Source organism: Desulfosalsimonas sp. (assembly GCF_046483245.1).
GTDB lineage: Bacteria > Desulfobacterota > Desulfobacteria > Desulfobacterales > Desulfosalsimonadaceae > Desulfosalsimonas.
The window spans coordinates 1-12,715 of the sequence record NZ_JAWODO010000027.1 but is presented as its reverse complement, the minus strand read 5'-3'; the positions used below and the strand labels follow the sequence as shown (position 1 = coordinate 12,715).

Sequence of the window (12,715 nt, the reverse complement as noted above, 5' to 3'; positions counted from 1 at the left end):
TTGCCGCTGGTCTTAAAATCGTCGAGCTCCTCGAGGACGTCAAGCGTTATGGCCACCTCGTTGTCGGCAAATGATGTGAGCGCGTCGGTGTTTTTTTAGTTCTTCATAGGCATAAATCGAGAACTGGCGGGAAAGAACAGATAAACGAGAATTTTTTGCAATAAATCTGTTTATCCAGTCTCCAACCTTGCCCTGGGCTTTATTGTCTAAAAGCATAATCCGGTTTCATACTCCTCTGGGTAGCTGATATAGTGAAGGAAAACGGATTGAAAATAGCAGATTGCGTGCTGGAAGACAATGGCTCGATAACGAACCCCATGAGGACCTAACAAAACCATATTTCTGGTCAGTTGTACAGGGAGGACTTGTTAAACGCCAACCTTCGCCAAAAGGATTAGCAACGAACCCCATGAAGGGCTAATAAATGTCAAGGTCAAACCCTAAAGATCAGTATTGCTTTTTTTTCCGTTTAAACCCATTCATAGAAGCTCGTTTTTTTCCTTCCTCGGTCCTTGGTCCGGTGGACAAGCCACCATGCAAACGGCATCGGCCATTGTCATAAAGATCTTTGCGTTTGCAAGGCGTTCCTGCCCGTGTTTTCGCGCCGCATTTTAAACCTGCTATTTCGGAAGGACATGGCGGATATTCCGGTAGGACAGGCCTGGAGATCTGCTTGTGCGGATTGTCCTGCACATCAGCCTCCCATTTTTCCCAAAGTCTTTCCCGTTCTTCGATAACGGCAGCAAAACGCTTTGTCCATGCCACGTGTAGTTTTCTCTTTTCGTCATCTGTCAATTCTTTTGAAGCCATTGATTCCGTCTCCCATACAATGGGTCAATCGGCATAGGTGTGCATTTCCACGCCAAGAGTTCCGATCGCTTAAATTTAAACCAAAACTTCTCGCTCAGCCTCTGATTTTTCGGAAACACTTCCCCCAATTCCGGTCCTGTTTGGATTGTTACCAAGCCTGAAAATATAAAGGGGGCAATGAAAGCTCCTGCAATCCGCTACCAACTTGTAGCTACCGCCCATGCATTCAAGACAAAATTTTCGAATCCTTTTGACAGAAGGGCGTCCCTTGCCATTCCGGTATGGATAAAACCAGCATTGACCATTTTCGTCACCTTGACCGGTCATTCTGTCGCCGCCACAAGTCTCAACAGAGGATGGGCTCCCTACGCAGTCAATGCATTTTTTTTGGACAGCTTTCTTCGGTGTCAATATTCAGATCCTTTCTTTTTTGAAGTTTTTACAGAAAAAGATTTCGCCTTATTCTTACCGCTCCGGCCTGCCTTTTTTATCCCGTGCGCTCGGACATGATAGTTGGAAACAGATCTACCCCCCAATTTCTGCGCTAAAATATGAATCAAACCGGGTTGTTGCAGCATTCCATTGCAGCTCAATGGCTCCGGTCGGTCCGTTACGCTGTTTTGCCACGATCAATTCAGAACGCCCCCGGTTTTCGTCAGTGGGGTGGTAAACTTCTTCGCGGAATAAAAACAGAACCACATCCGCATCCTGCTCAATAGCCCCGGAATCCCGAAGGTCTGAAAGCAGTGGGCGTTTGTCATTGCGATTGCGTTCTTCGCACTTCCGAGAAAGTTGGGATAATAGGACAATGGGAACATTTAAATCCTTTGCCAATAATTTGAATCCGCGGGTAATCTCTGAAATTTCCAGGTTCCGGTTGGTCTGGTTGCTGCCTGCAATAAGCTGCAGGTAATCAACGAAAATGATTCGCACGCCCTGCTTGACCATCTGCCGGGCCCGCTTTCGAATGCTTGAGAACCGTGCGTCCGAGGAATCGTCGATATAGATTGGCTTTTTTGCCAACTTCCCAAAAGTGTTCGTTATTGCCAGCCAGTCCTGGTCTTGAAATCTGCCGTTCCGGAATTTGATGGAATTAACTCGGCCTGTAACAGCGGTGATGCGGTCCATAATCTGCTCTTTTGACATTTCCAGGGAAAAAGCCCCGCAGGGCCAGTCATGCAATCCCATATAGGCCATCATGCAAACCACCAGGGCGGATTTGCCCATTGAAGGACGGGCGGCCAGGATTATAAGGTCAGAGGGTTGAAATCCGGCCGTTAGCAGGTCTATATCCGGAAAGCCTGACGGCATACCGCTGAGTTGCCCCTGCATCTTGTGCAAGCGTTCATATCGGTCAAGGGCTTCATCCAGCATGGAGTCAATAGGCGTGGCATGAGTCTGGCCGCCGGTGTCAATTTTGAGAATTTCTGCTTGTGCCGTATCGAGAACCTCGGCGGCATCACGGCCCTGGTGCGCGGCCTGGATGGTTCGCTGGCAGGCCTGGATCAACCGCCGCAGATTTGCCTTTTCACGGATGGTCCGGCAATAATGCTTGACGCTGGACGGCACGGGCGCTGTGTCGCATATTTGCGCTAGATAGGAGGCGCCACCCACCTTTTCCAATGCCCCCCGGGCCTTCAGGGCCTCGCTCAAGGAAATTAGGTCCAAAGGATCGCCGGTCCGATGCAGATCCCGGGCGGCCTCCATGATTTGCTGATGGGCACCCCGGTAAAATTCCGCCGGATCTATGCGGTCGAATATGTCGGTAGTAGTTTGGGGTTGCCCAACTTCAGCGGCCAAAATGGCAGCTGCAATGACGCTTTGCTCGGTTTCCAGGGAGTGGGGTGCAGTTTGCGTATCAACCATTTGAATATAGCTCCTTCAGGCTTTCCGGATCGTTTGCAGAGTAGATCTTCGGGCGGGGCGGTTCTGGCTGTTGTTGCTGGCTGTGACCGGTGCCTTTTTGGTTTCGTATGATTCCGAGTAAATAGCTTTCGCCCCGGCCTTGGCGGGCATAATCCCTATCGAGATAGGTTCGGATTCCGGCTTCAACCTGTTCAGGCGGATATTTTTCCCACTTCTGCAGCTGGGTCAGAAGGACGGAATCGGCCACTTTGCCGGATTTGCGCGTGGAGGCGATTGCGGAAAAACATTTGTCAATCAAAGAGGGATCCGGATATCGTTTTTTCAATTCAAAAAAATCAGAGGGGGTCTTTTTCTTATGTGTTTCTGTTCTTGTATGTGGTTGAGTGCTGGTTAACCCTTGGTTAGATTGCTGGTTATTTTCCACTTCTTGTGCTTGATAACTATCCCAATTTATTACTGTAATTATGCTAAATTTGTTGGTTGATTTGATGGTTAAAATTTGAAGAGTCTTTAGTGTTTCAAGTGCCGTGCGGGTTTGCTGTTCACTCAAACCCGTTTCCTCAGCAGCAACGCGCCTCCCAAAAATAAATTGACCGGGAAGAAGCACCACTTCTTGTTTGCCAACAACCGCCTTATATTTTTTGTGGGTTGCCTTGAGCAGGCAGTAGGTGAACAGTATCCAGGCGTTATGATTTCGGATCAGCCCGGAGTCTATGCTTTTTCGGTATAATCTGACATAGCCCTTTCTCATAGCTGGTACTCCCTGGGATCTTGAAAACGCTCGGCCATCAACCGGACAAGCTCGGTCTCATCGGTAATCACCCGGCCCTTTTGGTCTGCCAGTTCGCAAAGCAACAAAAACAGGTTGGCGGTCTCCGGATTCTTCTTAAAAAGCTTTTTATAGTCTTTTCTGAACCTTCTGTTTACGCGGAAGCTCACTCACACCTCCATGTGTCTATCCTTTTCAGGATAAGACTGCGCATTTCCAGGTAAATTTCCGGGGAGACGTACCTGTGCTGCTCAATATCTATAAGGGCCTTAAAACATCGGGCGATTTGACCCACAGCGTCAGTGCGCCGAGCCATTTCAGGAAAACCAACTGTTTCAGAGCCTTTTTTTTTTCAAATACATAGATAACCCCCATTAACGAATGGATGCATGAAGCTTTTCTCGGTGTTTTATATGCTTTACCTAATCCCCCTGCGTCTTCCCGGTTTCTCCGGTCATCCACGCATCCGCCACATGGGGGATGATGCGGATGTACTTTCCAGCCTTAATGTGTGGCAAGCGGTTCCTACCTTTCATCCGAGTATACCTGTACCCCCAAGAAACCGGCAGTCCCCAACGGTCGCAAAATTCTTGCAGCGTCTCCGGACGGACCGGTTTGATTTGGCTGCACTCAGCATGTGTACTCATGTTAGGCCTCCATAAATTTGAGTTGAACAAAATAAAAAACCCGCCACCGAGAATGATCTCGATGACGGGCCAACTATACCTCGAAAGAAAGAATACCAACAAAAAAGGCTAATAAAATAATAAGTTGTGCAGATGGAACCGTTATTCAGTTTACATTTCTTCTTCACCCTTCAAAATTTGAATTGCATCTTCCCGGGTCCATCCTTCTTTCATCATTCGCCTTATTCTGTTCCCCTTCTCCGTCCTTTTCCTTGCCAACTTAGCCTGTTGCCTCCAGCCTCTCTGATATTCATTCCGTTCAGCTTTTGTCATCTTTGTTTTTTTTGTGCATATTGAACAATAAGTGTTGACCCCTTGACGTGGTTTTCTTTCCTTAATATCGAAGCGGTCGCACCAGTCACATTTAATAAGCCTTTCTCGCTTATTTGTTTCCAAAAATTTAGAAAGACTCATTACAGCAAAGACATAAATGATATTAAATTTGGCCATACGGTGTTCTTGGTAATATTGTAGCTCGTTTTTTAAAGGAACCGGCACTGCTTCCAAACGAAATTTTTTGAATAAATCAATAGACCCTTCAATTTCTGAAAGACTTTCGCCAGCAACAATTTTTCCCAAGACATAACGAAAATATAATTGGTCACATTGGAAGCATCTTAACCGATAAGACCCGGTTAGCAGCTCTTTTGGAAGTGAATTATGCTTATAATCTCTGTTCTTATCTCTTGGGCATCCACCTGAGTCACATCCCAAATCAAAACCATAAACCATTACCAAGGCGTCAATTATATATTCTTGATCATCCCCTGATTTGATCAACTCCTCTGCATACCTATAAGCCTTGTCTATGTCTGCTAATTCCGAGAACTGCACCAGCAAATCCGCCCTTTTTATGAATGGGCACAGTAAAGCCGGAGGTAAATTGCAAGTTTCTTTTAGCGATGATAGTATTTTGTATATGTTGCGGGGTAAAAACAGGGAAATATTTGCATAGGAGAGAAAAAAACTGGGATTTATACTGAATTGTTCCAAGCCCGCCTCCCGTAGCGGTCCCGGCGCATGGATTCCAGGGAAGGCCGGCCGGGAAGCTGGCCTTGTCAAACCCGGTGGCCGCGCGGGCTCTATCCCTGAAAAGTTGTGACCAAATTGTGACCACAATAAAAAATAATAAGGTCGAAAATGGTCAAAAAAGAAAAAACGCAAAATCGGAATTCATTTGTTGTTATTATACCTTATCTTATTTTATTTGTTCTTGTCAATAAAATCAGACCCTTTCACACGGTAGAAGTCACTGGTTCAAATCCAGTACCGCCCACCAGAGTAACAACATGGGTTTGCAGAAAAAAATATCTGCAGGCCCTTTTTTTATGCCCGGGGTTATAGCGGATAGGTGGCGCTGAAGGTGGTGCCGCGCTCAGGGGAGCTGTCAGCGGAAACCCAGCCGTTTAGATAACGCTCGGTCAGCAGCTTCATGCTGTAGGTGCCAAGGCCTCGGCCGGGGCCCTTGGTGGAAAACGAGCGCTGGAAAAGCTGCAGCTTGTTTTCCCTTGATACGGGGGTGGGATTGTGCACCCGAAATTCAACCTCATCTTTGCCGACTCTTATTGTAAGCGTGACTGTCTGCTCCGGGCTGCTTGCTTCAATGGCGTTTAGCAGCATGTTTCCAAGCACGCGGTTTAGCAGGCGGGCATCTGTTTTGAATGTGACGGTTTGCTCTGGTTCACGGACAACCATGCGATGTTGGGGGAAACGGATTTGAAATGTTTCAACAGTCTGTCTTGCCAGCAAAACCGGGTCAACCGGTTGTTTTTTAACCTCAAGCTCATTGTTTTCAGCCTCAAGCAATTCCTTCTGGGAATATATTGCATCTGTTAGCTGCTCAATGCCTGAAAGCAGATTATTTCGGAAAACCGCTGCATTCCAGTTATCGGGCTCATCATTGAGCATTTGGGCAAAAACCCTGAGGCCCGCGGCGGTGTTTAACATATCGTGGAAAAAAATGCGCTCCAGCGCCCACCTGCGTTTTTCATGGCTGATATCGGTAATGGCAACAATACTGAACAACTGACCCTGTACTTCAAGGGGGGTGGTCCGCACCAGCAGTTCAAAGGCCTCCATGGACTCGTCTTTCAGCAGGCGGCATTCCTGAAGATCATCCCTTTGATTCAGGGCAGAAAGAATGCTGTTGACAGCCCCGCACTGGGTGCAGAACCGGCTGGTTCCGCAGCCGCCGGGATTGCTGCAGGCATACATGCATCCCATGGCTTCGCCCGGCCTGAGCCCGTACAGGTTTTCTGGATTATCCACGTTGAGCAGGGAAGGAAAAATGGAATTGAAAAACACGATCTGCCTGTTGGCATTCACGATCAAAACAATTTCGCACACGGCTTCATAAAACTGCTGGAGCGAACCCTGATACTCGGCCAGCAGTTTTCGCTGGCGGTCAATGGCGTATTTGTCGCTTCGGCTGGCAGGGGCATATTCGGTAACTGGATTCTGTGTCATGGCCGCCCGGGAATATGAAAAATAGGATTTAATTTATTTTTTCCCATTTGATTTAACAGAAATCCAACAACCAAGCAACAATGACTTATCTGCGGCAAAAACGGGAAGCGGCTTTGCGCCAACTTGTAAAAAACGGTTGAAAAAATAGTTCATGCCGCTTAGTTTTCCACGAAACCATCAATTTTGCCGGGCATTGGAAAAATTGAAAAATGCGTTTACCCCCTGTTTTTTTAACACCATGAAAAGATGAGAAAAAGGCCTGATGATCCACTTTAGCGACAACAACAGCCGCCTTGTCTATTCCACTGAAAAAGGCCGCATATGCCAGAAATGCGGAAAAGCGCAGGATGCCTGCCAATGCCGGAAAAAAGCGGCTGCAGCGCCGGGTGACGGTATCGTGCGCATAAAGCGGGAAACCAAGGGCCGCAAAGGCAAAGGCGTTACCCTAATCACCGGAACCGGCCTTGATCCGGAAGCATTGAAACAACTGGCCAAACAGCTGAAAGCCAGATGCGGCAGCGGCGGGACTGTGAAAAACGGGCAAATCGAAATCCAGGGCGATCACCGGGACATGCTGGCCGAAGAACTCAAAAAAGAGGGATTTACCGTAAAACGCGCAGGCGGCTGAATCCGGCTTTAAGATTGATTCTTGTTTACATCCACTGCACTTACCTACTGATTGCCAAATCCGTTTTGCCCGCCGCAGTCCGGGCAGTACCAGGTAATCGAGTTACAAGACATCCCCCAAAGATTTTCAAGCATGCACTCCTGGCAGATGGCAAAGCCACACCGGCAAGTCCAGCAAAACATCACGGTTTTACCGCAGCAGTGGCAGGTACGGTTTCTCGCCCGGCTGCGGCCTCGGGCCAACCGGGGGTGATCCGGTTTATCTCGGTTTTTGGACGTCTCCATGGGCAAAGCAGATTATAGCCATGGTCGGCTTCCGTCAATGGATTAATTCCCTTTCCATATCTTTGCCTCTGGCAGGTGTGATGTTTGATACAAATCTGAATGAAATGGGAATCGATCCCTTTCGAAAATCCGTACTGCCGATTACGGCATTGACCCGCACCACATGGCCGCCGTGCACTCCAAGCCGGGCAGCCGGTTTTGTGCGGAAAAATCCGGTTTTCTGTCAGCTTTCCAGCAATTTGAAACACGCATTGATAAACGCCGGCAGATCACCGGGATTGCGGCTGGAAACCAGATTGCCGTCAACAACGACTTCCCGGTCCACAAAGTTTGCCCCGGCGTTTTTAATATCCTGGATAATCGAGGTGTACCCGGTCAGGGTCCGGCCGCGCAGCACATCGGCGGTGATGAGCAATTGCGGTGCATGGCAGATGACAAAAACCGGCTTGTTACTGTCCATAAAAGCCCTGACAAAGGCCACTGCCTTTTCATCCACCCGAAGCTTGTCCGGGGAAAAGCCCCCGGGTATCAGCAGGGCGTCAAAGCCCTCAGCAGATGTATCTGCCACGGCCTGATGAATTTTCACCTCTGTTCCGCTCTTTTTGCCCGTTACCGTCTTACCGGCCTCCAGGCCCACGGTAACCACCGTGTGCCCCGCCTTTTCAAAGGCTTCCACCGGTTGGGTATGCTCGCTGTCCTCAAACCAGTCAGTAAGAATGGCTGCTATCCGGCTCATGATCTTTCTCCTTGTCTGTTAAAAACTCCAGTGGATTCAGCTTCCCTATCGGAACGAGAATCCAAAAACGATTGAACCTGTTTTATCAATCAAACATGGAATATACAGCAATATATTCCAGAATCAGGCCTGCGGCAAATCAGAAAAAACCGGCCGTTATAAACGTTACCCAAAACGCCCTGAATAACGCATGTAACGGCAACGCATGAAAACCAACGCTTTACACCCTGCCGGGAGGGCAAAAAAAAATCAGCAGCGCACCGGGCCGGCAATTCCCGGTGCGCTGCTGAATCAGGGAGGTTGACAATTAAGGAGGACAACTTAACTGGTCAACTGCTTTTATTGAAGCAATCTTTGTGCCATCATAAAAGCAGCAAAAAAATATTTCCCCCCCATTTGTCAAAAAATCAAGCCTGCTGCTGCTTTTTTCAACGGCTGCGGGATTGTACCTTTCACTATTGCAGCTAAAAGTGTATATTTATTTGCAGTAGATTCACACCCCAAACCGATCCAAATCAAACAACTGGAGCCAGGATGGGCATTTTTGGCGCAACAAACCACCGAAACAGAAAACTGGCGGCGGTTTTTCGGGACAAACCGGAACTGGTCACCGCCCTGCCCGAATGGATGCTGCCGCAAAAACACATAGCCGCCTATCAGCAGATGCGGGATCTGGCCATTGTTGAAATCGCCGGCCGCGACAGCGTGGCCGCCGCGGTTTGTGCAGCCGAACAAAACGAATACAAAAACCTTCTGCCGGTCTATGCCTATACCGGAACAGAGTACGGCCAATGGCAAAGCGTGCAGGAGGCCGTCGGGCGCCTTGCCCGCCGCCTGCCGCAAGTCCGGGTGCACCCGCTGCTCATAGTGGGCTCCCCTGAATTCTGGCGTGCGCTAAACGGCCGTTTTATAGGCGACTGTGTGGAACTCTTCGGCAGATATTCGCCGTGCCCGGGTTGTCATCTGTACCTGCACAGCGTGCGCGTCCCCCTGGCCAAAAAACTGGGCAATGCCGACATTATTGCAGGGGAGCGGACATCCCACAACGGAGCCATCAAGATCAACCAGGTCAAACAAGCCCTGGATTTTTACTCAGAGGCACTCAGCTTCTTTGGAATCCGTTTAAACATGCCCCTGGCTGAAATTGCTGACGGCACAGAGATTGAGAAAATCTTGGAAATGCCATGGCAGCAGGGCAAAGAACAGCTTTGCTGCAGTCTTTCGGGAAATTACAAAAAATGCACGGGCGGCACAGGCATGGACATCGAACCGGTTATGCGCTATTTTCACGAATTTGCCGGCCCGGTTGCCATAGATGTTGTAACCGCCTACATGGCCGGTCAGATACCAGAGCATCAGAAAATCGCAAGCCAGGTCATGAGCCAATGCATGAATCAGAAATAAACAAATTCAAAAAGCCGGCGGTGAAAATCGCCATGTGCAATTTTATGGAAAATCCCCGGGACCTTTACGCTTTTGCCCGGAGACACGGATTTGACGGAATTGACTGGTCATTTGACATCGCCGGCATACCACAAAACCCCCGTGATGAAAGCCTGTGGGCAAAACAAATCAAAATCCTGGCCCCCCTGGAAATCCGTTATCACTGCCCGTTTGACCGGGTGGATATCGGCCATGAAGATCCTGTGGAACAGCGGCATGCCGCGGCCCTTTTTCGAAAAATCATCCGACTGGTCGCCAAGACAGGGGGCGGCTACCTGACCCTGCATGTGGGCCTGGGCCGGGATACCACCCGGATTCTGTCATGGAACACCACCGTTGAAAGCCTCCGGGATCTTGTCAATTATGCCGCGGGCTTAAATGTGCGTCTCTGCCTGGAAAACCTTGCGTGGGGGTGGACGGCAAAGCCCAATTTGTTCGAAAAACTCATCCGATACTCCGGCGCGGGCATCACCTTTGACATCGGCCATGCCCGGGTCTGTCAGGCCGTGCAGACCCAGCAGTACAACTCGGAGGATTTTTTGTCCCCGCACAAAAACCGAATTTGCAACGCCCATGTCTATCACGAGGAAATTGAGGGAATGGGACATATCCCGCCATCAGATATTGCCGACATTGAACAGCGCCTGGATCTTCTCATGGATATGGGATGCACCTGGTGGACCCTTGAAATCAGGGAACCCGAAGGATTGATTCAAACCAAAAAGATCGTTGACCAATACCTGGCCGGCCCGGGGAGAAAAAAACAAACGAGTACGGTCGCAATTTAACCCCGATTGCCCGCGACCCCAACGGAGAATCAAACCATGAAAGTGATTCTGGTTTTGTTAGACGGTCTAGGCGACCGCACTTATGCCCGGCTGGGGCACAAAACCCCCCTGGCGGCAGCCCGCACCCCCAACCTGGACCGAATTGCAGCCATGGGGGCAAACGGAACCTATCACGCCCTGTCCCCGGGGCGCTGCTTGCCAAGCGAAATGGCCCATTTTCTGATGTTTGGCTACAACCCTGCGGATTTTCCCGGCCGCGGCCTGCTGGAGGCTGCCGGTGAAACAGTGCCCTTTTCCGACTCCGATGTACTGGCGCTGGCCCATCTCTGCCGGGTCGAATTTGACAGAAACCAGAGGGCGTTTCTGGTACAAGGCAGGGATGATATCCCCGGGGACCGGGATTTTTTGAGCCTGTTTTACAAACAGATCAGCGAGTATGAAGACCAAAAAATCCAGTTCCGGCTCCATCAAACCGGCCGCAATGATGCAATCCTGGCCATCTGCGGCCATGTCAGCCCGGATATTTCAGATTCGGATCCCGTTCGGGGAAAAAGCCCCATTGCCAGGGTGATGCCCCTTGCCGATACCAAAGAGCCCGACCGGGCGGCAAAAACCGCTGAAGCCCTGAACCATTACCTTGCCTGGTGCGCGGATCAATTAAAAGCCCTGGACGGAAAACCCAACGCCCGGAAACCGGCCGTGGTCCCCAATTTCCTTGTGACCCAGCGGGCGGGAAGAAAAAAACCCATTGCCGGTTTTGCGGAAAAATGGGGGTTTTCACCGGCCATGATCGCATCCGGGGGGGTCTACAAGGGTCTTGCCATGGAACTGGGCTTTGGCTTCACCCGGGTGCGGGATTCGGCAGATCCGGGAAAGGACCTGGCCGAAAGGATCCAATCCGCCATTGACGATCCGGACCACGACTTTATCCACGTGCACACCAAGGTCCCGGATCAAGTCTCGCACAGGGAAACCCCGGAGCGCAAGGCAGAAGTCATCTCTGCATTGGACAGCGGGTTTGCCGGGCTTTTGAATTTGCTGGAAACCGGAGAAAAAAACATCCTTGCCGTGGTCACCGCAGATCACAGCACGCCCAGCTGCTCCGAACTAATTCATTCAGGCGAAACCGTGCCCCTGGCCATGGCCGGCGGCGCCATCCGAAAAGACCCGGTGTGCCGGTTTGACGAAATCGCTGCAGCAGCCGGCAGCCTGGGGCAGTTGCGCGGCGCGGATCTTATGCACATGATTTTAAACTGCACGGACCGGGCCATGCTCCAGGGCCTTTGCCTGGGTGCGCACAAGGGCGCCTACCGGTCTGAGAGCTATCCGGCGTTTACCATGGACAAACAGAAAGGAAACAGACAACTTTCATGAACACAGCCAAAATATTTTCTCTGATACGGACAAAGCCTTGCAAAAGACTCTTTTTTGCCACACTGGCATTCATGACAGCCCTTGCCGCCCCTGTGCATGCTCAAACCCATGAACAAAAACCCTTGTGGGAACTTGGCGTCGGTGTGGCCCCGTTGACCATGCCCGCCTACCGGGGCTCGGAAAACCAGGAATTCTACCTGGTGCCCATGCCCTACGTGATTTTCCGGGGCGATTTTCTGAAAGTCGACCGGGAGGGAATCCGGGGGCTTTTGTATGATACCCCGAAACTCCGGGTGGATATAAGCGCAGACGGGGCCATACCAGCTTCCAGCGACAAGGGCGATGCCCGGGAAAACATGCCGGATCTGGATCCGGTGGGGGAAATCGGCCCGTCGGTCAATTACCTGCTTTACGAAAACAACCGCACCCGGCTCCGCTTCCGCCTGCCCGTGCGGGCGGTATTTGCCTCGGATTTTACATTCATTGATCATAAGGGCTGGAAAGCCCATCCCCAGCTCAACCTGGATCTCATGGACATGGCCGGAGGCTGGAATTTCGGGGCCACCCTGGGCCCGATTTTTGCCGACCGGCGCTATCACGCCTATTATTATGAAGTCAGCCCCGAATACGCCACAGAAACCCGGCCGGCCTGGGAGGCTGAAGGCGGCTACAGCGGCTCTTCCCTGCTGATTTCGGCCAGTCGGCGGTTTGAAAACACTTGGGTGGGCATGTTTGTACGATACGACAACCTGGCCGGTGCCGTATTTGAAGACAGCCCCCTGGTGGAAACCCGCCACAGCTTCATGGCCGGCTGCGGTGTGGCCTGGGTTCTGGGCCGCTCCGAGCGCAGCGTTTCGGCAAAACA

The 12,715-nt window shown here is 50.6% G+C and carries 12 protein-coding genes; 5 read left to right on the top strand and 7 right to left on the bottom strand.

The features are described from left to right. Positions 1–447 precede the first annotated feature (447 nt). From R6U41_RS02685 to R6U41_RS02660, 6 genes are all read right to left on the bottom strand, one after another. Positions 448–810: an HGGxSTG domain-containing protein gene (locus R6U41_RS02685; RefSeq protein WP_410268289.1), complete on the bottom strand. Its 363-nt coding sequence runs from the start codon at positions 808–810 to the stop codon at positions 448–450. A 525-nt stretch (positions 811–1,335) separates the two neighbouring features. Continuing rightward, positions 1,336–2,676 (bottom strand): replicative DNA helicase, encoded by a 1,341-nt coding sequence (dnaB, locus tag R6U41_RS02680; protein WP_410268288.1) that lies wholly within the window; start codon positions 2,674–2,676, stop codon positions 1,336–1,338. Then, positions 2,669–3,427 (bottom strand): hypothetical protein, encoded by a 759-nt coding sequence (locus R6U41_RS02675; protein ID WP_410268287.1) that lies wholly within the window; start codon positions 3,425–3,427, stop codon positions 2,669–2,671. Before R6U41_RS02675 ends, dnaB begins: the two co-directional genes overlap by 8 nt. After that, on the bottom strand, positions 3,424–3,615 hold the full coding sequence (locus R6U41_RS02670; protein WP_410268286.1) for a hypothetical protein: 192 nt from the start codon (positions 3,613–3,615) through the stop codon (positions 3,424–3,426). The genes R6U41_RS02675 and R6U41_RS02670 overlap by 4 nt, the downstream gene beginning before the upstream one ends. Before the next feature lie 627 nt (positions 3,616–4,242). Next, positions 4,243–5,124, bottom strand: coding sequence for a hypothetical protein (locus R6U41_RS02665; protein ID WP_410268285.1), 882 nt, complete (start codon positions 5,122–5,124; stop codon positions 4,243–4,245). A gap of 345 nt (positions 5,125–5,469) precedes the next feature. Next, positions 5,470–6,597, bottom strand: coding sequence for a sensor histidine kinase (locus R6U41_RS02660; RefSeq protein WP_410268284.1), 1,128 nt, complete (start codon positions 6,595–6,597; stop codon positions 5,470–5,472). A 262-nt stretch (positions 6,598–6,859) separates the two neighbouring features. Here R6U41_RS02660 and R6U41_RS02655 point away from each other — a divergent pair, with 262 nt between their 5' ends. Continuing rightward, positions 6,860–7,225, top strand: coding sequence for a translation initiation factor Sui1 (locus tag R6U41_RS02655; protein WP_410268283.1), 366 nt, complete (start codon positions 6,860–6,862; stop codon positions 7,223–7,225). A gap of 507 nt (positions 7,226–7,732) precedes the next feature. Here R6U41_RS02655 and R6U41_RS02650 read toward each other — a convergent pair. Further along, positions 7,733–8,245 (bottom strand): type 1 glutamine amidotransferase domain-containing protein, encoded by a 513-nt coding sequence (locus tag R6U41_RS02650; protein WP_410268282.1) that lies wholly within the window; start codon positions 8,243–8,245, stop codon positions 7,733–7,735. A gap of 534 nt (positions 8,246–8,779) precedes the next feature. Here R6U41_RS02650 and R6U41_RS02645 point away from each other — a divergent pair. The 4 genes from R6U41_RS02645 to R6U41_RS02630 form a co-directional block, all read left to right on the top strand. Continuing rightward, positions 8,780–9,649, top strand: a complete 870-nt coding sequence (locus R6U41_RS02645; protein ID WP_410268281.1) for a hypothetical protein — start codon at positions 8,780–8,782, stop codon at positions 9,647–9,649. After that, a complete protein-coding gene (locus R6U41_RS02640) occupies positions 9,631–10,476 on the top strand; it encodes a sugar phosphate isomerase/epimerase family protein (protein ID WP_410268280.1) in 846 nt (281 codons plus the stop codon). Before R6U41_RS02645 ends, R6U41_RS02640 begins: the two co-directional genes overlap by 19 nt. A 36-nt stretch (positions 10,477–10,512) precedes the next feature. Further along, the gene (locus R6U41_RS02635) at positions 10,513–11,850 is read left to right on the top strand and encodes an alkaline phosphatase family protein (protein WP_410268279.1); all 1,338 of its coding nucleotides are present in this window, start codon (positions 10,513–10,515) and stop codon (positions 11,848–11,850) included. Continuing rightward, the coding region (locus tag R6U41_RS02630) for a MipA/OmpV family protein (protein WP_410268278.1) at positions 11,847–12,715 on the top strand (869 nt) is incomplete at its 3' end. The genes R6U41_RS02635 and R6U41_RS02630, both read left to right, overlap by 4 nt.